The organism is Rhodococcus sp. BP-261, assembly GCF_019835205.1.
GTDB lineage: Bacteria > Actinomycetota > Actinomycetes > Mycobacteriales > Mycobacteriaceae > Rhodococcoides > Rhodococcoides kyotonensis_B.
Map to the genome: position 1 here is coordinate 1 of NZ_JABUCO010000039.1, position 24,878 is coordinate 24,878.

Genomic DNA, 24,878 nt, shown 5'->3' on the forward strand with positions numbered 1-24,878 from the left:
ATATCGGGTGGAATCAAAAACCCCTGATCGAGACCGGAAGGTCGATAGTCACGCGCCACCCAGCCATCATCCCAAAGCAGGCCCACCACCACTCGAGCGAAACACCCTCAATTAAGCAACAGGCTCCCTGGGCCAACCGAGCGCGCACGGGTGGCGTAGCCGCACCTCGGTTGCGGGAACTCCACCTTTTCGTTACCGTACCGTGATCCCCCCGCCGGGCGTTTCGCGAAACGGTAACGCTCCCGAGTCCAGGAATTGCTTTGTCTGGTATTACCCGCCTGAATTCGACCAGGTCGCTCACGTTGTACCTGGTAGTCGCCGCTCTGCTGGCCACTCTCATCGTCGGCGGCGCAGTCGCGGTCGCACGTCACAAGACGGTGACGATCGACGTCGACGGTGAGCTGATCTCACTCAGCACGATGACGTCCGACGTCAACGGAGCCTTGGAAGCCGCCGGATACGCCCCGGGTGACAAGGATCTCGTCGCCCCGGCCGGTGACACCGAACTGTCCGACGGCGAAACCGTCGTCCTGCGTCGCGCGCGCGAGCTGAACGTGACCGTCGACGGCCAGGAAGAGCAGATCTGGACGACGGCGCTGACCGTCGACGAGGCGTTGTCACAGATGGATCTCGCCGAGGACGTACATGTGTCCGCCTCGCGCGGTGAGCGTCTGCCGCTCGAGGGAACGAACCTCGACGTCGCGACGCCGAAGGAGGTCTCCGTCGTCGACGGCGCCGCGGCGCCGACGCCTCTGACCCTGGCCGCGCCGACCGTGCGCGAGTTCCTCGAGGAAGCGGGAATGCCGCTCGAGCAGGCCGACACCGTGACGCCGGGTCCCGACGAGAAGGTCACCGAGGGTGCCCAGATCGTCGTGACGCGCGACCGCACCGAGACCAAGTCGGAGACCACCGAGGTCGCAGCCCCCGAGCAGCGCATCGAGGATCCGACGATGAACATGAGCCGCACCGTCGTCGAGAACCCTGGTTCGCCGGGCGTCTCCGACATCACGTGGAACATCAACCTCGTCAACGGCCAGGAAGTCGGACGCGAGAAGGTCACCGAGGACGTCAAGGTCCCCGCGCAGCCGAAGGTCGTCCGTGTCGGCTCGAAGCCCGGCACCGAAGTCCCTCCCGTCGAGAACGGTGCCATCTGGGATGCGCTCGCACAGTGCGAGGCCACCGGTAACTGGGCCATCAACACCGGTAACGGTTTCTACGGCGGCGTGCAGTTCGACCAGAACACGTGGGAGCGCCAGGGCGGCCTCCGCTACGCGCCTCGTGCCGACCTCGCGACGCGCGAGGAGCAGATCGCGATTGCGTCGGTCACCCAGAAGTCGCAGGGCTGGGGCGCGTGGCCTGCCTGCACCAGCCGTCTCGGCTACCGGTAGCGGGTGCGTACAGTCTTCGAAGTGTCAGAACATGTGAGGGAACCCGCGGCGTTGCTCGGGCCCGCGGAAGTGCGATCTCTCGCCGCAGAATTGGACGTCCGTCCCACCAAGACGCTCGGACAGAACTTCGTGCACGACGCCAACACCGTGCGTCGCATCGTCGCGTCGGCCGGCGTCGGTGGCGCCGACACCGTTCTCGAAGTCGGCCCCGGTCTCGGATCGCTGACGCTTGCGCTCCTCGATGTCGCCGACGCGGTCGTCGCCGTCGAGATCGACCCGAAACTCGCCGCGCGGTTGCCGATCACTGCCGCCGAACGTGCGCCGTCGCAGGCCGATCAGCTCACCGTCGTTCTGTCCGACGCGATGAAGGTGCGTGCGTCGGACATTCCGGGCGAGCCGTCCGCGCTGGTGGCCAACCTTCCGTACAACGTCGCGGTTCCCGTTCTGCTGCACCTGTTCTCGGAGTTGCCGTCGCTACGCACCGCCTTGGTGATGGTGCAGGCAGAGGTCGCCGACCGTCTCGCCGCGGATCCGGGCAGCAAGATCTACGGCATCCCGAGCGTCAAGGCCAACTTCTTCGGCACCGTCAAACGTGCAGGCTCCGTTGGTCGTTCGGTGTTCTGGCCGGTGCCCAAAGTCGAATCCGGGCTCGTGCGTATCGACCGGTACGAGAACCCGCCGTGGTCGATGGACGACGAACATCGCCGTCGCGTGTTCTCGGTCGTCGATGCCGCATTCGCGCAGCGGCGCAAGACATTACGTGCGGCGTTGTCCGGTTGGGCGGGTTCGGCAGTCGAAGCCGAGCGTCGTCTGCGTGCGGCGGACATCGACCCGTCGGCGCGTGGGGAGACTCTCGACGCGGCCGCGTACGTGCGTCTTGCCGGCGTCACCCCGTCTTCCTGATCGGCATCGATGTCACGCGGCATCCGATAGACAGTTGCTACGGACCATCGATGCCGGCGGGAGCGCGCACACTCGCCAGGTACCGCTCACTCACTTTGCTGTGCCATTCGGCGACCTTCCGGCATTCGTCGCGCAGTTCGGCGGGTTCGACGACGGTGAAATCGGTGTCGAAGGCGTACAGCCACCGCGCGATCGACTGCAGCGAATCGCCCGACAACACGATCGTGCACGTGTCGTCGGTGCCGGATTCGAGTGTGCCCCAGTGCTCGTCGACCATCGGCGCGATCGTCTCGATGGCCGCGTGCAACAGGATTCGCGCTTTCACCTGCGTGTACGGGTGGTCGATTCCTTTCGCGACGAACGCCGCGGCACCGCCGTCGGGAAGTTCGCGACGCGTGAACCGCGGACCCGTCGGGATCTTCGGGTCCATGCGGTCGACGCGGAAGGACCGCCAGTCGTCGCGCATGATGTCCCATCCGAGCAGATACCAGCGGGCACCGGCACGCACGAGGCTGTACGGCTCGACCTCGCGCCTGGCTTCGGTGCCGTCGTGCCTGCGGTAGTCGAAGCGCAGGCGTTCACGGTTGTGACAGACGCCCGCCACGGTCGCGAGAACCGACGCGTCGACGGCCGAGCGCGCGGGCCGCTCGACGACGTCGATCCGCAACGCGTCGAGTCGATGTTGGATGCGCGACGGCATCACCTGACGCAATTTGGTCAGCGCCCGCAGCGAGGCCTCGCCGATGCCCGCGACCGAGCCGCCGGCCGCGCTCTGCAGGCCGAACGCGACGGCGAGCGCTTCGTCGTCGTCGAGAAGCAGCGGGGGCATCTCGGCGCCTGCACCCAGCTGATATCCGCCGCCGACGCCCGAGGTGGCGTTGACCGGGTAGCCGATCTCGCGGAGCTTGTCGACGTCGCGGCGCACGGTTCGCGGCGTGACATTCAGGCGCTCGGCGAGGTCCGCGCCCGCCCAGTCCCGACGTGTCTGCAGCAGCGACAACAATCTGAGCAGTCGTGCCGATGTTTCCCGCATAGCTCAGATGATGGCATCGATCGCGGACGATTGCCGTCCTCGATCAGCGGGCAGGAGGAGTGTCGTCGCATTTCTCCACTACTGTTGACTCTCGTGCTCTCAGTCGTTCCCAGCCCCGTCGTCGTTCGGGCGCCGTCGAAGGTCAACCTCCACCTGTCGGTCGGTGACCAGCGCGCCGACGGCTATCACGAGCTGACGACGGTCTTCCAGGCGCTGTCGCTGTCCGACGAGGTCTCGGTCGTGCCCGCGAAAGCTCTGAGGGTGTCCGTGCGGGGCGAGAACGCGTCGTCCGTTCCGACCGACGAGCGGAACCTCGTGTGGAAAGCTGCGGTCCTGCTTGCCGGCGCGGTCGGCCGCGAGCCGCTCGTCGACATCACCATCGACAAGGGCATCCCCGTCGCCGGTGGCATGGCGGGTGGCAGCACCGACGCGGCGGCGACGTTGGTCGCATTGAACGCGCTGTGGGAGCTCGATCTGTCGCGTGAGGAACTGACCGACCTGGCCGCCCAGCTCGGCAGCGACGTGCCGTTCGTTCTGCACGGCGGCACCGCCGTCGGAACCGGACGCGGTGAGAAACTGCTTCCCGTGTTGTCGCGCAACACGTTCCACTGGGTGCTCGCGCTCGCCAAGGGCGGCTTGCAGACTCCCGCCGTGTTCCGCGAACTGGACGAACTTCGCGAGAAGGGTTCACCGCCGCGCATCGGTGAACCCGAAGAGCTGATGCATGCCCTGGCATCCGGGGATGCGACGGCGTTGGCGCCGTTGCTCGGCAACGATCTGCAAGCCGCCGCGGTGTCGTTGCTCCCGCAATTGCGTCGTACCTTGCGCGCGGGCGTCGCGGCAGGCGCGTTGGCGGGCATCGTGTCGGGTTCGGGCCCGACGTGTGCGTTCCTGTGTGCCGACTCCGACACTGCCGTCGCGGTCGGTGCCGAACTGTCCGGTGCAGGCGTGTGCCGCACCGTGCGTGTTGCGAGCGGTCCGGTTCCCGGCGCTCGTGTCGTTACTAGTGAATCGATTGGTTTTTCTTGATGGTCAATCTCGTCAACCTCGAAAACGTCTCGAAGTCCTTCGGCGTCAAGCCACTTCTCGACGGTGTCTCCCTCGGCGTGCAGGAGGGCGAACGCATCGGAATGGTCGGCCTCAACGGCGGCGGGAAGACGACGACGCTCGAGGTGCTCGCCGGGCTCGAACCGCCGGACTCGGGCCGCGTCAGCCGCGTCGGGGGACTGCGGATGGCCGTCGTCACGCAGCGCGGTGTCCTGCCGCCCGGATCGACCGTCGGACAGGTGGTTCTGGATCCGCTCGGCATGGCAGAACACGAATGGGCCGGTGACGCGCGCGTCCGAAACATATTGACGGGCATCGGAATCGCCGATCTCGGTCCCGAGGGCAGTTCGGGTCTCGACGCGTCGATCGACAACCTGTCCGGAGGCGAGCGCCGACGCGTCGCACTGGCGGCGGCTCTCGTACAGGATCTCGACCTTCTCGTACTCGACGAGCCCACCAACCACCTCGACGTCGAAGGTGTGCAATGGCTTGCGGCGCACTTGGTTTCGCGACGCAGTGCACTCGTCGTCGTCACGCACGACCGCTGGTTCCTCGACACCGTCGCGACGCGGACGTGGGAGGTCGTCGGCGGCCGCGTCGAAGCGTACGAGGGTGGCTACAACGACTGGATCTTCGCGCGGGCCGAACGCGCTCGTCAGGCCGACGCGTCGGAGGAACGTCGACGCAACCTGGCGCGCAAGGAACTCGCATGGCTGCGCCGCGGTGCGCCCGCTCGAACGTCGAAGCCGAAGTACCGCATCGAAGCCGCCGAGGCGCTGATCGCCGACGTCCCCGCGCCCCGTGACTCCGTGGCGCTGGCGTCGTTCGCGACCCGCAGGCTGGGGCGTGTCGTCATCGAACTCGAGGATGCGCGTCTGGAGACGCCCGACGGCCGGGTCCTGGTGCGGGACTTCACGTGGCGTCTCGCGCCGGGAGAACGCGTCGGCCTCGTCGGCGTCAACGGCTCGGGCAAGACTACTCTGCTGCGCACGCTGGCCGGCGAACTGGAACCGGCGGCGGGCAAGCGAATTCAGGGCCAGACCGTCAAGATCGGCTGGCTGAAGCAGGAATTGGACGACCTGCCGAAGACCCTGCGGGTACTCGAAGCCGTCAAGGAGGTCGCCGAGCGAATCACGCTGGGCGACAAGGAAATTTCGGCAGGCCAGCTCGCGGAGCGGCTGGGGTTCACGCCTGCGCGTCAGCGCACTCCTGTCGGCGATCTGTCCGGTGGAGAACGACGCCGCCTGCAGCTCACCCGTGTGCTGATGGCCGAGCCCAACGTGCTGCTGCTCGACGAGCCGACCAACGACCTCGACATCGACACGCTGCAGCAGCTCGAAGATCTGCTCGACGGCTGGGCAGGCACGCTCGTCGTCATCAGTCACGACCGGTACCTGATCGAGCGCATCTGTGACTCGACGTGGGCACTGTTCGGCGACGGCAAGCTGACCAACCTTCCGGGCGGCATCGAGGAGTACCTGCGCAGGCGCGCGGTGCTGGCGGCGGACGCGGCCCCGGATTCCCTGACGACCGGTGGCCCGGCGAAGAAGGCCGTGCGCGACGCGGCATCGGAACGCGCGGCGCGCAAGGAACTGAGCAAGCTGGAAAAGCTCGTCGTACGGCTGTCCGATCGGGAAGTGGCGCTGCACGCCGAACTCGCTGCGGCCGCGACGGATCCGGGCAAGCTCGTCGAGCTGGACACGGAACTGAAGAAAGTCGTCGCCGACAAGGACGTCGCCGAGGAGCGATGGATGGAGCTCGCCGCCGAACTCGACTGACGTGCGTGGTCGCATCGTTGCGTACGGTGTGAAGATGGGATCTGGCGAATCGCACACACCGGCCGCGACGGCCCGAGCAACGACGTCGGTCGTCCGGACCGCCCTGGGAGATGCCTTCGACGAACTTCACCCGAAGGTGCAGTGGCGCTTCGGTTTGTCGGCGTCCGACGAGCGTTGCCAGGTCGGGGTCGGCGTCATGGAGGAGATGACGCACTCGGCGCTGATTCCGCCTCCGATGTTGTGGCTGGGGGCGCGACGGGGTCTGTTCCCCGGAGGCAAGGCCCGCGACGTTCCGTTCACGATCGTCAACTACGCCTACGTGGACGAGCTCGGGCGTGACACCCTCTCGTTCGTGCGTCGCTTCTCGTTCGCCGGTTCGCCACAGGGGATGAATTCGGTGATGGTGACGCCGACCGTATCCACGAGTCCAGGGCATGCGCTGGACTACCTGGGATTTCACTCGGACATGATCGTGCGCACGACGTGCAGCGTCGACGACGACGGTGGCCTGGTTCTGGAAAGCGGCGCCCCGAAAGTGTTGGGCGTGCCCACTCCACACCTCGCGTCGGCGACGACCATCGGTCGCGAATGGTGGGACGAACACGAGCAGCGACACCGCATCCAGATCGAGGTGACGTCACCGGTGATGGGTCGTCTGTTCCTCTACCGCGGGTGGTTCACGGCCGAGGAGCGGCCGTGCCCGGCGGGCGACATTCCCGCGTCCGCCAAGCCGACGCGGCTCGAACGCCGGGAGTAGCTCCCACACGGGTGTGGACCTTCCGGCCCCCTCGGACGGAAGGTCCACACCCGTTCAGGGGGAGGGTCAGCGATATCCCTTGGCGGGGTTGAGCAGATCCAGCACGATGGTCTGGCCGTTGGAGCGGACGTGGATTTCCGGGTTCTGAAGTCCGCCGGAGACGAGGTACTCACCGAGGAGCTGCAGCAGCTCGTCGGGACCGACGGAGGTGTCGGGAGTGCGGATGTCGCCGGTGCGGCTGCCCAACTCGTTCTGCGTCAAGCGTCCGGCGATACGTACCGATGCGACGCCCATGGCGGTGCGACGGTCGGGTGCACCGCTGCGGCCGATGCTCGACGAGGAGCTCGTGCTGTTCGATGCATGCGTGTTCGACCGGCCGTTGGTGGGCAGGCCGTGCTCGGAGATCTGCTCGCTACTGGTCACTTCAACCTCGTTCGATTCCTGGGATGGCTGCTCGGTCTTGGTGGTGTCGACATGCTTCTTCGCGTCGGACGTGCGGGAACTCGACTCCGACGCCTGGGGCTTCACCTTGTCGAGCGATGCTTCTGCGGGCGCCGAAGTGCTCGTGCGATCCACCGATTCCGGAGTGTCGGACTTGGCCGCGGAGACTCCCGGAGCCAGTGTGGGAGTGGGCGTGGTCAACCGGTGAGCCGGCGCCTGGCCGATCTTGATACCCGCCAGCGGATAGCTGGATCCCTGTGTCATCTTCAACCCCGAGTCGTCGGCATGAACCCTTCGGCTTCGAGCTCTAAACAAACTCGAAGCCCGTTCGGACCTCGGAAGAATAACACTTCGTCTGTTTAAGGGGTGATCTTCTCGCGTTCTTTCCGATTCTGGATGCGAAACCATGCTGTGAAGCCCCACAGAACGAACGCGGCGTACACGAGATACAGCACAGCCGACGGGTAGAAACCGGCGCTGAACAGGAGGGGAACGCCCACGGCGTCGACGGCGATCCAGATCAGCCAGAACTCGGTGATGCCACGGGCCATTCCGAACGTGGCGAGCAGCGAGCCGGTGAAGATCCAGGCGTCGGCCCACTTTCCGTAGGAGCCGAGGTAGTCGAAGAGCTGCGCGAAGCCGACGGTACCCACCACCATGACGGCGATCATCGCCACGCGTTCCCGCGTCGAAGCCCAGTGGGGCATCACCGGCCGTGCGTGGGTTCGTGCGGTTCGCGCCCAGCGCCACCAGCCGTAGACGCTGACCGTGATGAACAGCAGCTGCCTGCCGGCCTGGCCGTAGAGGTCGAGTGCCTGCGGAGTGTGGAACACGCCGCCGAGAAACACCGTGAACAGCAGGGCGTTGCCGACGATGCCCACCGGCCACGCCCAGACGACGCGTCGCATCCCGCCGATCGCCGACGCCAACCCGAACCCGTTTCCGACGATCTCCCGCCAGAGAATTGCATGACCCGCGATGGATACCTGCGCGTCGAGCAGCTGGATGAGCACTATTCGCCTGCGGCGACCAGAGGCTCTAGCGTCAGTTCCGGCATTTCCTTCTCGAGGTACTGCAGACGCCACTTGTCGCTGACGAGCGCGAGCAACGCCCCGTCGGTGCGCGTGAAGACCTCGACGCCGCGCTGACGGCCCAACTCGGTGGCCGACTCGGCGTCGGTGCGGCGCGCGACGGAGTATCCGAGCGGCTCGAGTCGGGCGTCGACGCCGAATTCGGTCTTCATGCGGGCCGTGACGACCTCGAACTGCATCGGGCCGACGGCAGCGAGCACAGGGGAGGCGTCGCCGCGAATGTCGTTGCGCAACACCTGTACGACGCCTTCCGAGTCCATCTGCTCGACGGCACGTCGGAACTTCTTGTACTTGTCCGCGCTGTCGACGCGCAGGGCCGCGAAGTGCTCGGGCGCGAAGGACGGGATCGGCGGGTACTCGACCTTCTTGTCGGTGAACAGCGTGTGCCCGGGCGCCAGCGCGGTCGCGTTGACGAGGCCGACGACGTCGCCCGGGTAGGCGTTCTCGACGGTGGAGCGTTCGCGGCCGAACACCGTCAGCGCGTACTTGGTGGTGAACGGCTTCCCGGTCTGTGCGTGGGTGACGACCATGCCGCGTTCGAACACGCCGGAGACGACGCGCATGAACGCGAGACGGTCGCGGTGTGCGGTGTCCATGCCCGCCTGCACCTTGAAGACGACGGCGCTGAACGGGTCGGTGACCTCGCGCGTGCCGCCCTTGATGTCCTCACGGGCGCCGGGCGCGGGTGCGAGGGCGACCAACGTGTCGAGGATCTGGCGGACACCGAAGTTCAGCATCGCGGAGCCGAAGATGACCGGTGACGTCTGGCCGGCGAGGAACAATTCCTGATCGTGAGCCTGTCCGCTCGAGACGAGCAGCTCGCTCTCCTCGAGCGCGGTCTCCCACTCCGAGCCCTCGCGCGCGAGAGCGGCGTCGGCGTCGAGCAGTTCCTCGGGGGCGATGGTCGCGCCACCTGCCGTGCGCGTGAAGCGAATGTAGTTGCCTGCCCGGACGTCGAGAAGCCCGCGGAAGTCGCCCGCGATACCGACGGGCCAGTACAGCGGCGTGGGCGTCAGTCCGATGCGCTGCTCGATCTCGTCGAGCAGTTCCAACGGTGACTGGCCGGGGCGGTCCCACTTGTTGATCACGGTGATGACCGGGATACCGAACTGGCGGCAGACCTGGAACAGCTTGAGGGTCTGCGGTTCGAGGCCCTTCGCGGCGTCGATGAGCATGACGGCCGCGTCGACGGCCGTCAGCACGCGGTAGGTGTCCTCGGAGAAGTCGGCGTGACCAGGGGTGTCGACGAGGTTGATGACGTTGGTGTCGTCGACGGTCGGATCGACCTGGTAGTTGAACTGCAGCGCCGTGGAACTGACGGAGATACCGCGGGCCTTCTCCATCTCCATCCAGTCGGACACCGTCGAACGACGACCGGCCTTGCCGTGAATGGCACCGGCCTCGGAGATCACACGGGCGTGCAGTGCGAGCGCTTCGGTGAGCGTCGACTTACCGGCGTCCGGGTGCGAGATGACGGCGAAGGTGCGACGACGGGCGACTTCGGACGCGAGTTCCTTGTGCGCGTTCTTCGGCTGGCTCGGTGCCGACTCGGTGGGGGTAGTGCCGACGTCTACCGAATCGGGCGTACTCAAGCGAACCTCTTTTGGGTGGAGTGGGGTTTGTTGCCGGTACCAGGGTACTCGGAGCCAGGAGCGGTAACGGTTCCCGCACGGAGCTTCGATGGAATACCCGTAAGCGCGACGCTGGACGAGCGAGGAGACGCCCATGAGTAAGTTCACGGAAGAAATGTTCGCCACGGCGGCGAGCAGTCCCCGCGGGCTCGTCACGGGTGAACCCGACGAGGCTCTCCGACAGTCGTGGGGCGAGATCCATCGGGTGGCGCGCAAGATGGCGGGAGCGCTTGCCGACGCGGGCATCGGCCACGGTGACGCCATCGGCATTCTCGCCGGTCAACCCGTCGACATCGCCCCTGCGTGTCAGGCGGCGTGGATGCGCGGTGGTTCGGTCACCATGCTGCATCAGCCGACGCCGCGCACCGATCTGGCGGTGTGGGGTGAGGACACCGAGACGGTCGTGACCATGATCGAGGCCAAAGCGGTGATCCTCGGTGCCCCGTTCGACATCGCCGCGCCGGTGCTCGAGGAGCGCGGCATCACGGTGCTGAAGATCGAGGACATGCGGGGCGGTCGCGACGTCGACCCGATTCCGACCGACGAGTCCGATATCGCGTTGCAGCAGTTGACCTCCGGATCCACCGGGTCGCCGAAGGCCGTGCGGATCACGCACGAGAACTTCTACGTCAACGCCTACGCGATGATCGATCGCATCAAGTTCGACGTCGACTCCGACGTCATGATCAGCTGGCTCCCGCTGTTCCACGACATGGGGATGGTCGGGTTCCTGACCGTGCCGATGCAGGTCGGTGCCGAGGTCGTCAGCGTGACGCCACTCGACTTTCTGCGTTCACCTCTGTTGTGGGCCAAGCTGATTCACAAGTATCGCGGGACCGTCACGGCCGCACCGAATTTCGCGTACTCGCTGTTGGCTCGCCGGCTTCGTCAGGCCGAGGACGGTATGGATCTCGACCTCAGCACGCTGCGGTACGCGTGGAACGGTGCCGAGCCGGTCGACCCCGACACCATGATCGCGTTGGCGGAGGCCGGTGCGCCGTACGGGCTCGATCCACATGCCCTTGCTCCGGTGTACGGAATGGCGGAAACGACGCTGGCAGTGTCCATTCCGGATCCGGGGCAGGGGCAGGTTCTCGACGTCGTCGACGCGGACCTGCTCGAAGCCATGGGCCGTGCCGTTCCCGCGACGAAGGGCAACGTCCGACGGCTCGCGACGCTCGGCAAGATGGTTCCAGGGCTCGAGGGACGCGTCGTCGACAAGGAGGGGCAGGTTCTCACCCCGCGCGGTGTCGGCATCATCGAGGTCCGCGGCAAGGCCGTCACGCCGGGGTACATCACCGTCGACGGTCCGGTGCCCACCCAGGATTCCGACGGGTGGCTCGATACCGGCGACGTCGGCTACTTCACCGAAGAAGGACTCGTCGTGGTGTGCGGTCGCATCAAGGACGTCATCATCATGGGCGGCCGCAACATCTATCCGACCGACATCGAGCGAGCCGCCGCGTCGGTCGAGGGAGTGCGGCCGGGTAACGCCGTCGCGATCCGGCTCGACGCGGGGGAGAAGCGCGAAAGCTTCGCCGTCGCAGTCGAAACGAACGACTATCAGAATCCCGACGAGGTCAAGCGCATCGAACGCGAACTCGTGCACGCGGTGTACTCGGAGGTCGGAGTGCGCCCGCGTACCGTCGCCGTGCTCGGGCCGGGTTCGATTCCGAAGACGTCGTCGGGCAAGCTGCGTCGCGCGAATTCGGCTGCGTTGCTGGGCTAGTCGTGCGTGCGAATGTATAGAGGGCTACACATTCGCACGCACGGGAGCGTCAGCGCATGTGCACTTGATTCTGCGCGGCCTCCAGCCCGACGCGCAGGATCAGTTCGGCCGCGTCGGCGGCTTCCTCGCAGATGACGCCGAGGTCCTTGCGTTCCGCGGCCGAGAACGGTTTGAGAACGTAGGAGGCCGGATCCATCCGGCCCGGCGGGCGGCCGACGCCGACGCGCACGCGCTGGTAGTCCTTCGTCGACAGGTGCTGCGAGATCGACCGCAATCCGTTGTGGCCGCCCTCGCCGCCGCCGACCTTGAGTCGAATGGTGCCGAAGTCGATGTCCAGCTCGTCGTGAATCACGATGATGTTCGCCGGTTCGACGGAGAAGAAGCGCGCCAGCGCCGCGACGGGTTGGCCGGACAGGTTCATGAACGTCCGAGGCTTCGCGACGACGACGGGGCGATCGTTCGAACGTGCCTGCACGACATCGGAATTCGACTTCTTGTGCGACGAGAACTTCGCGCCGATGCGTGCCGCGAGTACGTCCGCGACCATGAAGCCCACGTTGTGGCGAGTTGTCTCGTACTGCGGCCCCGGATTGCCGAGGCCGACGATCAGCGCGGTGTCGTTCACGGTGTTCATACTTTCTCATCGAGCGGCGAAACGAAAAACGCGCCGCTCCCGACCATGGGGAGCGGCGCGTTTCGAGCAGGTGAGATCAGCTCTCGTCGGAGCTCTCCTCGGATGCACCTTCTTCGTCGACGACGTCGCCGGTCGGAGCCTCGTCGCCTTCGGCCTCTGCCTCGAGTGCAGCCTCGGACGGAGCCTCGACGACGTTGACGAGCAGCGTCTCCGGGTCGGACACCAGGGTGACGCCGGACGGCAGCGTCAGGTCTGCTGCGGTGATCTGGGTGCCGATCTCGGCGCCCTCGACCGAGACCTCGAGGGACTCGGGGATGGACAGCGCGTCTGCCTCGATCTCGACGGCGGCGGTGTCGGTGGTGACGAGTGCGCCCGGAGCTGCATCGCCCTCGACGACGATGTTGACCTCGACGGTGACGCGCTCGCCCTTCTTCAGAACGAGGAGGTCGGCGTGCTCGATGTTGCGCTTGATCGGGTGAACGACGACCGACTTGGTCAGCGCGAGCTGCTCCTTGCCGTCGATGTCGAGCGACAGAACAGCGTTGGTGCCGTCCTTACGCAGGATGGCGGCGAATGCGCGGTAGTCGACCGCGAGGTGCTGGGGGTCGGTGCCGTGTCCGTACAGAACTGCGGGGACCTGGCCGTCGCGACGCGTGCGACGAGCTGCGCCCTTGCCGAATTCGGTGCGGACGATCGCTTTGAGGTTGTTGGTGTCTGACATGAAGAACGGCTCCTGCATTCACTGGGTGGACTTGGCTTCGTCGGGGCAGACACGAACGAGCAAGGCCCAGGGGCCGAGCCGCGTCGATCACGGTAGTTCCTGTCGGGGACCTACCCTCGCCGAGACAACCCGGAATACTTTACACCATGGGCGCCTGCGGCGCACGTGCACGACAATGCATAGCGGGCTATGTGTTTTCGTGCACGAGTCGTGTCGCGACATCACGCGCCACGTGGACCGCGTCGTCGCGTGCTCCCGCGGTGCTCATGACGACGGCACCCTCGTGGATCAGGGACAGTCGCACCGAGAGTTCGTGGGGCGACGCCAGGCCTGCTTCGGTGGCCAAGCGCTCGAACAGTGCCCGCGTCCACTCCTTCTCCGAGCGGATGACGTCGAGTGCCGGGTGGTCCGTGCCGCCGTACTCGGCGAACGCGTTGACGAACCCGCATCCGCGGTGGTTGTCGCGCATCCACGCGGCCAACGCGTCGTAGACGCCGAGGATGCGCTCGGATCCCGCGGGCAGTGGCTCCAGGTAGTCGAGGACGAAAGCGCACCACCGTTCGAAGCGCCGCTGCAGGTAGTGCATGACCAGCCCGTCCTTGGATCCGAACCGGTCGTAAAGGGTCTTCTTCGTCGTGCCTGCCTCGTCGGCGATGAGGTCGACGCCGACAGCACGAATTCCGCGGTCGTAGAACAGCGCGCTGGCGACGGTCAGGATGCGTTCGCCGGCAGGCGTGAGCGCCTTCGTCATGTGGTCTCCTTCACAGGTCCACTGCAAGTATACAGACCTGTATGGTTACCTCGCTGGTATGACTCGAACGGACGTTGTTGCCTCGATCTCTCTCGTGATCCTGTGGAGCTCCGGGTTCATCGGCGCGGAACTGGGGACGGCCTACACGTCGGCGAACACGCTGTTGGGCTGGCGCTACGTGGTCGCCGTCGTGATCCTGGGGCTGTGGTGCTGGTTCAGGGGACTGCGCCCGACGTGGACGAGCGTTCGCAGACAGGTGGTGCTCGGCTTCTTCTGTCAGTTCCTCTACCTCGCGTGCATCTTCGCGGGTGTCGCGGCCGGGGTCCCCGCCGGCACGTCCGCACTGATCGCCGCGATGCAGCCCCTCGTCGTCGCCGCGTTGTCGACGCGTCTGCTCGGCGAGCGGTTCGGGCGAGAGCGTGCGGTCGCGATGGCCGTCGGCTTCGGCGGGGTGATTCTCGTCGTCGCGGGTGACCTCGGTGGCGGCAGCGCGGCGTGGCCGGCGTATCTGCTCCCGGTCGTCGGGATGCTCTCGTTGTCCGTCGGCACCGTGCTCGAGCGCAGGATGCAGACGAACGATCCGATCCCCCTCGCGATGTTCGTTCAGGGTGCAGTCGCGGCGACGTTGTTCATGGCGTGGAACGTCGTCACCGACGACGTGGCGCCTCCCATGACGTCGGGATTCTGGGTGGCCGTCGGGTGGCTGGTCGTGTTGTCGACGTTCGGCGCGTACGGCGTCTACCTGTTCGTGGTGCGACGCCGCGGCGCGACCACCGCGAGCAGTCTGCTGCTTCTGACGCCCGCGACGACGATGGTGTGGGCCTTCCTGATGTTCGACGCGCCGATCACGTGGTTGGCGGTGATCGGCGCCTCCGTCGTCTGTGCGCGCGAATATATAGCCCGCTGTACATTCGCGCTCACGAGGCGCGAAGCGCCGCGACCATCTCGTCCAATTGCTCGACGGTGACGAAGTAGTGCGGCGACGCCCGGACGACGGCGTCGAGTCCACGCTGTGTCATGTCGACGAGCGTCGAACGCCGATGGCTGACGGTGACCGTCACGTTTCGCTGAGCGAGGGCATCGCGTACGTCGATCGGCGCCTTGCCGTCGACGGTGAACGAGACGATGCCGCTCTTGCGCTCACCGAGGTCGTGCACGGTCACCCCGCCCACACCACGCAGCGCCGCGCGCAGATACTCGGCGCGTTCGACGACGGCTTCCTGGACGTTGTCGATGCCGATGTCGAGCAGATAGTCGACGGCAGTACCCAACGCCAGCCGGGCCGCGACGTCGCATTCCCAGAACTCGAAGCGCGTCACGTCGGGCGCGAGCCGGAAGTCGTTCTCGCCCGTCCACTGCGCGCTGTGCAGGTCGAGAGCGGGCGGTTCGAGGGTCGTCGCCAACTCGGGACGCATGTACAGAAATCCGGTGCCGCGCGGTCCTCGCAACCACTTTCGACCGGTCGCGCTGAGTGCGTCGACGCCGAGTTCGTCGACGTCGACGCGTATCTGGCCGATCGACTGGCACGCATCGAGCAGTACGAGCGCGTCGTGGCGGTGAGCCAGTTCGGCGACCTCACGCGCCGGATTGACCAATCCACCGTTGGTCGGTGCATGCACGAGCGAGACGACGCGGACGGAATCGTCGAGCATCTTCTCGAACGCGTCGAGGTCGATCTGCCCGCTCGGATCGCTCGGCACGAACTCGACGACGGCTCCGACAGCCTCGGCCCGCTGCAGCGCCGCGATCGCGTTGCTCGCGTACTCGACCTCGCACAGCAGCACGCGGTCGCCCTCGGCCAGCGGGATCGAATAGAAGAAATCGCTCCACGCGCGAGTTGCGCTGTCGCTCAACGCAATGTCCGACGCGTGTGCTCCGATCAACGTCGCGATCGAACTCTTGACGCCCGCGAGATCGGACATGCGTTCGTTCGCTGCCCGGTAGCCGCCGACCTCCGCTTCCCGACGCAGATGCGCGACGGCGGTCTCGACGACCGGTGTCGGTGGGAGCGAGGATCCTGCGCTGTCGAGGAACACGGTGGTCTCCGCGGCAGGGGTATCGCGACGGATTCGGTCCAGGTCGAACATCTCGGCGCCTTCCGGAGACGGTATTTGTCGGTGCGCTGTGGTGAACTCGTGGCTAGTGTCGAAGACAGGCTTTCACACGGGAAGCCGTTCGGGCGCCAACGGCCCGCGCGTTTTCGGTGATACCACCCGGGGTAGTGGGGACGAGAGCTAGGAGGCTCCCATGTCGTCCAACGAGAAGTCCCTCGAATTGAGTTCGCGCCCAGCGGCAGAAGCATATGTCGCAAGTGTCTGTTTCAAACTCGGTCCACCGCAGCTCATCGGTGCCGAATTGGAATTTCTGACGCACACTGCCGACGGCGACAGGCCGTCTCTCGACCATCTCGCGACCGCTCTGGGAGAGTTCGCGCCGCGCAGCATCTCACCTGATTCACCCGCCTCGCCTCTGCCGGGCGGAAGCGCCGTCACCATCGAACCGGGCGGCCAGATAGAACTTTCCAGCTCGCCGTTCGCTTCGGTGCGCGAACTACAGGACGCAGTCGATTCCGACGCCCTCCACGTCGAGGACCTGCTCCGCACTCACGGCGTCGCCCTCTCGTCGATTCCCGCGGACACCGAGCGTGCCGCGAGGCGCCTTCTGGTTCTGCCGCGTTACTGCGCGATGGAGAACCGCTTCACCACCATCGGCCCGTTCGGCAAACTGATGATGTGCAACACCGCCGCGACGCAGATCAGCGTCGACGCCGGGGCGGACCGCGCCGACGTCACGCGCAGGTGGCAGATGCTCGAGGCCATCGGTCCTGCATTCGTCGCGGCCTTCGCGTGTTCGCCGCAGCTGCACGGCGCGCCGGACGACGGGTGGGCGTCGCAACGCATGCGCACGTGGCTGGAATTGGACGGCTCGCGCACCGACGTCCCGAGCACCGGTGACCCCATGACCGACTACGCAGCCTGGGCCGTCGACGTGCCGTTGCTGTGTATTCGCGGGGAGACCGAGAACTGGGAGGCCCCGGAGGGAATGTCGTTCGCGGACTGGATCGCCGACGAAGCACCGATCGGCCGCCGTCCCACCGAAGCCGACCTGGACTACCACCTCACGACGCTGTTTCCGCACGTACGGGCATGCGGGCATCTCGAGATCCGATATCTCGACGCGCAGCCGGACAACCAGTGGGTCGTTCCCGCCGCCGCGTTCGACGCGTTGTTGTCCAGCCCGGCCGTCACCGACGCGGCCTGTTCGATTGCAGGTCCGACGTCGGGCCGGTGGACGGACGCAGCCCGGGTCGGCCTCGCCGACGCCGAATTCCGGCACGGGGCCGAGGATGTGCTGCGCCTCGCCGCCGAACATTCCGTCGAGTACGGCGAGATGCTCATGCTCACCGCCGAGCGATGTCGCCGCGGCGAAACACCGACGTCGACCGTTCCGAGACGTTCGACCGACAGGGAGCCGGTATGACCGAGACCGAGCAGCTGAGAAGTGCCGTCGAGAAGGTCCTGACGCGCAGCCGGGCCCGCAGCGAAGCCCTCACTCAGTGCGTCGACGAGACGGATCTGATCGCACAGCATTCGCCGCTGATGAGCCCACTGGTGTGGGACCTCGCGCATATCGGCAACCAGGAAGAGCTCTGGCTGGTTCGCGACGTCGGTGGCCGTGAGCCGGTGCGCCGCGACATCGACGAACTGTACGACGCGTTCAAGCACTCCAGGTCGAGCCGGCCGTCGCTACCGCTTCTGACGCCCGACGAAGCGCGCGCGTACGTCTCGACGGTGCGCGACAAGGTGTGGGACGTGCTGGGCACCAGCCCGCTGGACGGCCGTCGACTCGAACGCGACGGGTTCGCGTTCGGCATGGTCGCGCAGCACGAACAGCAGCACGACGAGACGATGTTGGCGACGCATCAGTTGCGCGTCGGCCCTGCGGTGCTGACGGCGCCTCCGCCCCCGCCGGCCCGTGTGCCCGCGTCGGGGGAGGTCGTCGTCGCAGGTGGGGAGTTCACGATGGGGACCTCGCTCGACCCGTGGGCGCTCGACAACGAACGGCCTGCACATTCGACTTACGTGCCGTCGTTCGCGATCGACGTCGCCCCTGTCACCAACGCTCAGTACGCCGCGTTCATCGATGCGGGCGGCTACGAACGGCCCGAACTGTGGAGCGAACGCGGCTGGGCGCATCGGACTGCCGAGAAGCTGCAGGCACCGCAGTTCTGGGAGCGCGACTCGGGCGGTGCGTGGTGGCGTCGGGCGTTCGGTGTCTCGGCGCAGGTACGTCCGGATCAGCCCGTCGTGCACGTGTGCTTCTTCGAGGCCGAGGCGTATGCGCGCTGGGCAGGCAAGCGTCTGCCCACCGAGGCCGAGTGGGAGAAGGCCGCGCGGTTCGACCCGACGACGGGGACAGTGCGCAAGTACCCGTGGGGCGACGCCGAACCCAGCGAGGCGCACGCCAACCTCGGTCAACGACATCTCGAGCCGGCCGACGTCGGCGCCTACCCGGCAGGGGCGTCGGCGCAGGGCGTGCAGCAGCTGATCGGCGACGTCTGGGAGTGGACGTCGTCGAGCTTCGAGCCGTATCCGGGATTCGAGGCGTTCCCGTACGCGGAGTACTCCGAGGTGTTCTGGAGTGGGGACTATCGCGTGCTGCGCGGTGGTTCCTTCGGCACCGACGAGGTCGCCTGCCGCGGCACGTTCCGCAACTGGGACCACCCGATTCGCAGGCAGATATTCTCCGGAATCCGCTGTGCGCGAGACGTCGTCGATGTGTAGGCATCTGGGCTATCTCGGGCCCCTCCGTGGGGTCGGTGACGTACTGACGGCCGGTTCCCATTCTCTGCGTGTGCAGTCCTACGCACCGAAGGACATGCGCGGCGGGGGAACCATCAATGCCGACGGTTTCGGTGCCGCGTGGTGGGGTCGAGGTGGTGTGTCCTCCTACCGCAATGCGATGCCGATCTGGTCCGATCCTGCCGTCGACGACGTTCTGGCCGGCGTCGAATCCACGGCGGTCGTCGCCGCAGTACGGTCCGCGACGGTCGGCATGCCGGTCGAACGCAGCGCCTGCGCGCCGTTCACCGACGACACCTGGGCCTTCAGCCACAACGGGGTCGTGTTCGGGTTTCCCGAGGTACTGGTCGAACTCGCGTCCGAGGTCCCGACGCTCGATCTGTTGACGCTGCCCGCTCCGACGGATTCCGCCGCATTGTGGGTCATCCTGAGGCACCTCCTGCGCGACCACGAACCCGAGAAGGCCCTGCGTGAGTTGGCATCCCGGGTTCAGGCCGCGTCGCCGAAACCTCGGCTCAATCTCCTTCTCGGCGACGGCCGAACCCTGTACGCCACCACCATGTATCACTCGCTCGCGGTGTTGGACACCGGCGACTCCGTCACCGTGGCGTCCGAACCGCTCGACGACAACCCCGCGTGGACCCCGATCGGCGATCACCAATTCGTGTGCGCTCGACCGGGTCACATCGACATCACCGATCTTTGACCGAAGGAGACCCATGTCCGACACCGCGCTCGACGTCCACATCTCGCCGGAACGGCTGCTCGACGATCTACGCGCCGATGTGCGGCAGGGTCTGACGGCGTCGCCGAAGTGGTTGTCGCCCAAATGGTTCTACGATGCCGCGGGCAGCGAGCTGTTCGAGCAGATCACCGAACTCCCCGAATACTTCCCGACCCGCACCGAGCGTGCTCTCATCAAAGCGCACGCGTACGACATCGCCGAGCGCACCGACGCCGCGATTCTCGTCGAGCTCGGTTCCGGCTCGTCGGACAAGACCCGTCTGCTGCTTGCCGCCGGAACGAAGCACGGCTCGCTGCGCAAGTACGTTCCGCAGGACGTGTCTCCGTCCGCGTTGACGGGAGCGATCGAGCAGCTCTCGCAGGAGTTTCCCGCGCTCGAGATACAGGGGATCGTCAGCGATTTCACCGACACGCTGCACAACCTGCCTGCCGACGGACGTCGGACCATCGCATTCCTGGGCGGCACGCTCGGCAATCTCGTGCCCGACGAGAGAGCGATCTTTCTCGCCGACATCGCGCAGGCACTCGTCGCCGACGAATTCCTCGTTCTGGGAGTGGGTTTGGTGATCGATCCCGACGTTCTCGTTCCGGCGTACGACGACTCGATCGGCACCACGGCCGAATTCAATCGGAACGTGTTGTCGGTACTCAACTCTCGCCTGGGTGCCGACTTCGATCCCGAGAAGTTCGAGCACGTCGCTCTGTGGAACTCCGAGGCCGAGTGGATCGAGATGCGCCTTCGTGCCAAGGGAACACAGCACGTCCGGATCGACGATCTCGATCTGGACGTCACCTTCGAGGACGGCGAAGAGCTGCGGACGGAGATCTCGGCGAAGTTCAGGCGCGACGGTATCGAGCAGGAACTCGTCGACGCGGGCTTCCGCATCGACGAGTTCTGGACCGATCCGCAGGATCGATTCGCGTTGATCCTTGCGCGAAGGGCGCCTTCGGCGCCTGTGCGCGGATAGCTGGCCTGGGCTACGACTTTCCATGCACGGGTGGCTATGCCTCACTCAGCGCGACAACCGGCGAGATCCTGGTGGCTCGACGCGACGGGACCAGCGATGCGACGAGGGCGAGCACTGCGGCGCACAGCACCGTCCCCGCGATGACGGCCCACGGGAGTGTCGGCACCGTGATGCCCGACTGCGCGATCGACCCCAGCAGCGACTGCGCCGCGGCCCACCCGTAGACGATGCCGAGCAGCAGCCCGAACCCCATCGATGCGATCACCATCTGCGCGCTCTCGGACACGATCATGCTGCGAATCTGCTTGCGCGTGAAGCCGAGTGCGCGCAACAGCCCCAGCTCGCGGGTCCGCTGCATGACGCTGAGCGACAAGTTGTTCACCATTCCGACCGCGGCGATCACACCGGAGAACCCGATCAAGCCGGTCATGATACCGACGGTCACGGTCAGAACCTGATCGAGCGACTCGGCACTGAACTCGTTCTCGAGCATCGAACGGTAGCTGTACATCGCGACGGAGAACGTCACCACCAGCGTCACCCCGATCGGCAGACCCAGCGCGGTGCGCGTACTCCGTTCGGGGTACCGCGTGGCGTTGGCTGACGCCAGCCGCGCCGACGGCGAGGCTCCGAACAGTCGACCCACCACCCGCAGCAACCACGGCACGATCCGACGCGCACCCACCATGACTCCCGTGAACGACGCGGCCCCGCCGGCGAACGCAACGAGAACACCTGCGGGCGTGACGGTTCCGACGACGACACCCAGGCCGAGCAGAATCACGCCTCCCGCGATCAGGACGATCGCCGACGCCGTACGCGCGGTGCGTCGTGGCGCACTGCCTCCTGGCACGTCGACGACGGCCCCGGTGGCCTGGATCGGCGTGACGTCCAGTACCCGTTTCGCCCCGATGTACGACGCGGCCCACGTGGTTCCGACGACGATGACGACGGGCGTCGCAACAAGGGGCTGAACCGTCGTGTAGGCGACGTCGGGCAGCTTGCCGGAAGACACGGCAATCGCCCGCGCGAGGTGGCTGGATGCGACGCCCACCACGAGTCCGACTGCCGCTCCGAAGAATCCGACGGACAGTCCTTCGCGCGACACCGAACGGCGTAGCTCGCGGCCGGACGCGCCCAGAAGTCGGAGCAACGCAATGGTTTTGGTGCGTCCCGCCACGATGGTCCCGAAGGTGTTGGCCGTGACGACCGCAGCAACGTACAACGCCAGCAGAATGAAGACCATGGCGACGCAGTACAGTGCGATCGCGACCGAGCCCTCGCCGTCGTCCCCGAAGATGTCGAGCAGGAACGCCGTCGCCTGGATCAGGACGACACCGAAGAACGACGCCAACGCCGTCACCAGAATGCTCGCACCGTGCTCTCGTCGTCCGGACGAGTTCGTCATCGCCCTCATGCCGCCGTCTCCATCGCGAGCATGTAGCTGGAGATCTGTTCGGGTGTCGATCGGCGACGCTCGTCGACGATGTGTCCGTCGGCGAGAAACACGATGCGATCGGCGTACCCGGCCGCGACGGGGTCGTGGGTGACCATGACGATCGACTGTCCGTACTCGCGCACGGCTGCGGCAAGCAGCGACAGCACTTCGCGCCCGGTGCGGGAATCGAGATTCCCGGTGGGCTCATCGGCGAAGATCAGGTGTGGACGCGACCCGAGTGCCCGAGCGATCGCGACGCGTTGCTGTTGGCCGCCGGACAATTGATGTGGCCGATGACCCGTCCGTGCACCGAGACCGAGCGTCGAGATCAGATGCTCGACCCAGGCCGCTTCCGCATCGCTGGGCGCGCGGCCGTCGAGCTCGAACGGCAACATGATGTTCGCCCGGACATTCAGCGTCGGAACGAGATTGAACGACTGGAAGATGAACCCGATCTGCCGACGCCGCAGTTCGGTGAGGGCGTCGTCGCCGAGATCGGTGATGTCGGTGTCGGCGAGCGCGACGCGGCCCGACGAGACCGAATCCAAGCCGGCCATGACATGCATCAGCGTCGACTTGCCGGAGCCCGACGGCCCCATGATCGCGGTGAATTCGCCGCGATGGATGTCGAGGGACACGCCGTCGAGAGCGTGGACGGTGTTCGTCGTGTCCCCGTAGCTTTTGCGAACCTGGTGTACCCGAGCGACGGGCGGATGTGTTGTGGTCATGCCTGAAACGCTAGAAGCGCGCGGCCGCAGAAGAATCAGGCTGCAGGCCAGTCGTCGTACATCTCGGGGATGATGTGTGGGTACGGGTGCGTCAGTGCACCAACCCGTGCTCGAACGCGTACACCACCAATTGCACTCGGTCACGCACGTCGAGTTTGGTGAAGATTCGGCTGATGTGGGTCTTGACCGTCGCCTCGCTGAGGTACTCGCTCGTCGCGATCTCGGAGTTGCTCATGCCTTTCGCCGCGAGCCGGAAGATCTCCTGTTCGCGGGCGGTCAAGCGAGTGAACGGCTCAGGAACGACCGGGTCGGCAGGTGTCTCGGTGAAGTGGTTCAGCAGAGCCGTCGTCGCCGACGCGGCGATCACCGAATTTCCTGCATGCACCGTGCGGATGGCGGCCAGCAGGAACTCCGGGTCCGCGTCCTTGAGCACGAATCCGCTCGCGCCCGCCTTGATGGCACGCGCTGCGCTCTCGTCGAGGTCGAAGGTCGTCAGCACCACGATCTTCGGAGGAGTCGTCGACGCGGCGACGATCTCCTCGGTGGCCGCGATACCGTCCAGCACGGGCATGCGGATATCCATCAGCACGACGTCGGGGGATACCGTCGTCGCCAAGTCGACTCCCTCACGGCCGTTTCCGGCCTCGCCGACGAACTCGAGATCGGGTTGCGACGACACGAGCATCCTGATGCCTGCTCGAAACAGTTGCTGGTCGTCGACGAGCGCGACGCGGATCCGTGTCATCGGGCTACCGGGATTCGTGCCACGAGTGTCCATACTCCTTCGTCGAGACCGGTCGTCAACGTACCCCCGGACAGTGCTGCCCGCTCACGCATTCCTACCAGGCCGTGTCCGGCCGAACCGTCTGTGCTGCGCACGCGGTTGCGCACGGTCATGGTCGTCCCTGCGTCGTCGGACGTCAGGTGTACCGAGACCGGGTGCGACGAATCCCCGTGGCGGAGAGCATTGGTCAACGCCTCCTGCGCGATGCGATACAGCGTGAGCTGTCCACTCGCACCGAGCGCTTCGACGTCGTCTGCGCCGGTGAGGTCGATCCGCAGCCCCGCCGTGCGCATGCGATCCACGAGTGTGCCGAGGTCTTGCGACTCGGTAGCGGGGACGTCGTCGGCGCTGCGGCGGAGTTGGGCGAGCACTCCGCGGACGTCGCGCAACGCGTCGCGCGCGGTGGCCCCGATGGTGCCGAGGGCCCTGTCGACCGACTCGGGATCCGAGGCGCGTGCGTAGCGGGCGCCGTCGGCCTGTGCGATGACGACGGCGAGGGAATGCGCGACGATGTCGTGCATGTCGCGGGCGATGCGGTTGCGCTCGTGCTCGACGGCCATGTCCTGCAACGCCTGTGCCTGTTCCATCTCGGCCAGGGCCCGTTGATGTTTCTCTTCGATCGTGGTGCGATTTGCCAGCGCGATGCGGCCGAGCGACCACGACAGCCCGAGTACCGCCCACGATCCGACGAGCACGATGACGAGCTGGCGGACGTACTCGCCCGCGGTGCGCGTGCCCTCGTACAGGAAGTCCGCGTCGCCGCCGACGAACGTGAGGAACAAGGCGGCGACGACACCGCCCACCACCACCGACGCCAGGCCGAGCTGACGGATACGAGTGGATCCGTACGCGGCCGTCGCGAAGAGCACGAACAGGATGGCGATGTTGGCTGCCTGGGTGCCGAGGCCCGCGGCCATCTGACCGATCGCGCAGATCCACGACAGACCGAGCGCCGACGCCGGGGACAGCCTCCGCAACGCAAGTGCCACACCGTATCCGACGAGGACGACGATGGCGGCGACACCGTTGTGTGCGATCGCCGCGCTGGACAGAAGCACCATGAAGACGACGGCGAAACCGACGTCGAGGGCGATCTGAAAGCGCGTGAGCGACCTGAACACCCGATCCACCCTAGTGCGGCTGCGCCACCCGCGCGTGCATAGTCGGACTCCAGAGCTTGTTGCTTAATCGGTGTGCGGGCGGGCGGCTGGTGGCTGGTGTTTTCTGGTGGCCGGTGGCCGGTGGCTGGTGGTGGATGTTGTCGGCCACCGGCCCCTGCCGTGTCAGGCGGCCAGTGCGCCTCGGGTGATTGGCTGGCTGGTGAACAGTCGGAGCAGGTTGGTTGTCGCGGCGGCGAGTTTGAGTTCGGCGTTCACAGCCGCTAAACCGCGGCGCGCGAATCGACGCAACCCGCGGCGGTCTTTGAGGTGAGCGTTGACCGGCTCGACCAGCGCACCCCGGCGTAAGTAGCGGCGTGCACCGTCGTCGGTGGCTAATGTCGTGCGCATCG

24 protein-coding genes are annotated in these 24,878 nt (G+C 66.4%); 11 read left to right on the top strand and 13 right to left on the bottom strand.

Features of this window, described 5'->3' with window-relative positions; genetic code table 11:
* The first annotated feature begins 260 nt into the window (after positions 1-260).
* Both HQ354_RS24505 and rsmA read left to right on the top strand, forming a co-directional pair.
* Positions 261-1,388: a resuscitation-promoting factor gene (locus HQ354_RS24505; RefSeq protein ID WP_222635834.1), complete on the top strand. Its 1,128-nt coding sequence runs from the start codon at positions 261-263 to the stop codon at positions 1,386-1,388.
* 21 nt (positions 1,389-1,409) lie between these two features.
* Positions 1,410-2,291 (top strand): 16S rRNA (adenine(1518)-N(6)/adenine(1519)-N(6))-dimethyltransferase RsmA, encoded by an 882-nt coding sequence (rsmA, locus tag HQ354_RS24510; protein ID WP_222635835.1) that lies wholly within the window; start codon positions 1,410-1,412, stop codon positions 2,289-2,291.
* A gap of 37 nt (positions 2,292-2,328) precedes the next feature.
* Here the strand turns inward: rsmA and HQ354_RS24515 are convergent, their stop codons facing one another.
* Positions 2,329-3,324, bottom strand: a complete 996-nt coding sequence (locus HQ354_RS24515) for a YafY family protein (protein WP_222635836.1) — start codon at positions 3,322-3,324, stop codon at positions 2,329-2,331.
* A 93-nt stretch (positions 3,325-3,417) separates the two neighbouring features.
* On the opposite strand from HQ354_RS24515, the gene HQ354_RS24520 reads away from it, so the two are divergent.
* From HQ354_RS24520 to HQ354_RS24530, 3 genes are read left to right on the top strand one after another with little or no spacing between them, the layout of a single operon-like run.
* Positions 3,418-4,353: a 4-(cytidine 5'-diphospho)-2-C-methyl-D-erythritol kinase gene (locus tag HQ354_RS24520; protein WP_114330154.1), complete on the top strand. Its 936-nt coding sequence runs from the start codon at positions 3,418-3,420 to the stop codon at positions 4,351-4,353.
* The gene (locus tag HQ354_RS24525) at positions 4,353-6,149 is read left to right on the top strand and encodes an ABC-F family ATP-binding cassette domain-containing protein (protein ID WP_068423957.1); all 1,797 of its coding nucleotides are present in this window, start codon (positions 4,353-4,355) and stop codon (positions 6,147-6,149) included. Before HQ354_RS24520 ends, HQ354_RS24525 begins: the two co-directional genes overlap by 1 nt.
* A gap of 34 nt (positions 6,150-6,183) precedes the next feature.
* Complete coding sequence (locus HQ354_RS24530; RefSeq protein ID WP_068424038.1) at positions 6,184-6,906, top strand: DUF4166 domain-containing protein; 723 nt, start codon at positions 6,184-6,186, stop codon at positions 6,904-6,906.
* Between the two features lie 66 nt (positions 6,907-6,972).
* Here HQ354_RS24530 and HQ354_RS24535 read toward each other — a convergent pair whose 3' ends face one another.
* The 3 genes from HQ354_RS24535 to HQ354_RS24545 form a co-directional block, all read right to left on the bottom strand.
* Positions 6,973-7,611 (bottom strand): hypothetical protein, encoded by a 639-nt coding sequence (locus HQ354_RS24535; protein ID WP_068424040.1) that lies wholly within the window; start codon positions 7,609-7,611, stop codon positions 6,973-6,975.
* A gap of 95 nt (positions 7,612-7,706) precedes the next feature.
* Positions 7,707-8,360 carry a nicotinamide riboside transporter PnuC gene (gene pnuC, locus HQ354_RS24540; protein WP_222635837.1) on the bottom strand — a complete coding sequence of 218 codons (654 nt, stop codon included), beginning with the start codon at positions 8,358-8,360 and terminating at the stop codon, positions 7,707-7,709.
* On the bottom strand, positions 8,360-10,030 hold the full coding sequence (locus HQ354_RS24545) for a peptide chain release factor 3 (RefSeq protein WP_068423961.1): 1,671 nt from the start codon (positions 10,028-10,030) through the stop codon (positions 8,360-8,362). Before HQ354_RS24545 ends, pnuC begins: the two co-directional genes overlap by 1 nt.
* A 133-nt stretch (positions 10,031-10,163) precedes the next feature.
* Here HQ354_RS24545 and HQ354_RS24550 point away from each other — a divergent pair, with 133 nt between their 5' ends.
* Positions 10,164-11,798, top strand: coding sequence for a fatty acyl-AMP ligase (locus tag HQ354_RS24550; protein WP_068423963.1), 1,635 nt, complete (start codon positions 10,164-10,166; stop codon positions 11,796-11,798).
* 49 nt (positions 11,799-11,847) lie between these two features.
* On the opposite strand, the gene pth is transcribed toward HQ354_RS24550, so the two are convergent.
* From pth to HQ354_RS24565, 3 genes are all read right to left on the bottom strand, one after another.
* Entirely contained in the window at positions 11,848-12,432 is a 585-nt protein-coding gene (pth, locus tag HQ354_RS24555; protein ID WP_167677052.1) for an aminoacyl-tRNA hydrolase, read from the bottom strand.
* Between the two features lie 76 nt (positions 12,433-12,508).
* A complete protein-coding gene (locus HQ354_RS24560; protein ID WP_206030974.1) occupies positions 12,509-13,153 on the bottom strand; it encodes a 50S ribosomal protein L25/general stress protein Ctc in 645 nt (214 codons plus the stop codon).
* Positions 13,154-13,340: 187 nt separating this feature from the next.
* Positions 13,341-13,904, bottom strand: coding sequence for a TetR/AcrR family transcriptional regulator (locus tag HQ354_RS24565; protein ID WP_167677056.1), 564 nt, complete (start codon positions 13,902-13,904; stop codon positions 13,341-13,343).
* Positions 13,905-13,962: 58 nt separating this feature from the next.
* Here HQ354_RS24565 and HQ354_RS24570 point away from each other — a divergent pair, with 58 nt between their 5' ends.
* Positions 13,963-14,871 (top strand): DMT family transporter, encoded by a 909-nt coding sequence (locus HQ354_RS24570; RefSeq protein WP_084423661.1) that lies wholly within the window; start codon positions 13,963-13,965, stop codon positions 14,869-14,871.
* Here HQ354_RS24570 and HQ354_RS24575 read toward each other — a convergent pair.
* On the bottom strand, positions 14,822-15,991 hold the full coding sequence (locus HQ354_RS24575) for an aminotransferase class V-fold PLP-dependent enzyme (protein ID WP_167677058.1): 1,170 nt from the start codon (positions 15,989-15,991) through the stop codon (positions 14,822-14,824). The two genes, HQ354_RS24570 and HQ354_RS24575, sit on opposite strands and share 50 nt — an antisense overlap.
* Before the next feature lie 160 nt (positions 15,992-16,151).
* On the opposite strand from HQ354_RS24575, the gene egtA reads away from it, so the two are divergent.
* Genes egtA through egtD form a run of 4 tightly spaced genes read left to right on the top strand, consistent with a single transcriptional unit; the run spans position 16,152 to position 20,418 of the window.
* Positions 16,152-17,384, top strand: a complete 1,233-nt coding sequence (egtA, locus tag HQ354_RS24580; protein ID WP_068423976.1) for an ergothioneine biosynthesis glutamate--cysteine ligase EgtA — start codon at positions 16,152-16,154, stop codon at positions 17,382-17,384.
* Positions 17,381-18,688 (top strand): ergothioneine biosynthesis protein EgtB, encoded by a 1,308-nt coding sequence (gene egtB, locus HQ354_RS24585; RefSeq protein WP_222635838.1) that lies wholly within the window; start codon positions 17,381-17,383, stop codon positions 18,686-18,688. Before egtA ends, egtB begins: the two co-directional genes overlap by 4 nt.
* Positions 18,681-19,412: an ergothioneine biosynthesis protein EgtC gene (gene egtC, locus HQ354_RS24590; protein WP_068424042.1), complete on the top strand. Its 732-nt coding sequence runs from the start codon at positions 18,681-18,683 to the stop codon at positions 19,410-19,412. Before egtB ends, egtC begins: the two co-directional genes overlap by 8 nt.
* A 13-nt stretch (positions 19,413-19,425) precedes the next feature.
* Positions 19,426-20,418 (top strand): L-histidine N(alpha)-methyltransferase, encoded by a 993-nt coding sequence (gene egtD, locus HQ354_RS24595; RefSeq protein ID WP_068423980.1) that lies wholly within the window; start codon positions 19,426-19,428, stop codon positions 20,416-20,418.
* A 34-nt stretch (positions 20,419-20,452) separates the two neighbouring features.
* Here the strand turns inward: egtD and HQ354_RS24600 are convergent, their stop codons facing one another.
* From HQ354_RS24600 to HQ354_RS24620, 5 genes are all read right to left on the bottom strand, one after another.
* Positions 20,453-21,835 (bottom strand): ABC transporter permease, encoded by a 1,383-nt coding sequence (locus HQ354_RS24600; RefSeq protein WP_222635839.1) that lies wholly within the window; start codon positions 21,833-21,835, stop codon positions 20,453-20,455.
* On the bottom strand, positions 21,832-22,584 hold the full coding sequence (locus tag HQ354_RS24605; protein ID WP_068423985.1) for an ABC transporter ATP-binding protein: 753 nt from the start codon (positions 22,582-22,584) through the stop codon (positions 21,832-21,834). The genes HQ354_RS24600 and HQ354_RS24605 overlap by 4 nt, the downstream gene beginning before the upstream one ends.
* A 91-nt stretch (positions 22,585-22,675) precedes the next feature.
* Positions 22,676-23,329, bottom strand: a complete 654-nt coding sequence (locus HQ354_RS24610; RefSeq protein WP_222635840.1) for a response regulator transcription factor — start codon at positions 23,327-23,329, stop codon at positions 22,676-22,678.
* Positions 23,326-24,489 (bottom strand): histidine kinase, encoded by a 1,164-nt coding sequence (locus HQ354_RS24615; RefSeq protein WP_222635841.1) that lies wholly within the window; start codon positions 24,487-24,489, stop codon positions 23,326-23,328. The genes HQ354_RS24610 and HQ354_RS24615 overlap by 4 nt, the downstream gene beginning before the upstream one ends.
* Positions 24,490-24,651: 162 nt before the next feature.
* Positions 24,652-24,878: transposase (locus HQ354_RS24620; protein WP_222634624.1), on the bottom strand; the 227-nt coding region annotated here is incomplete at its 5' end.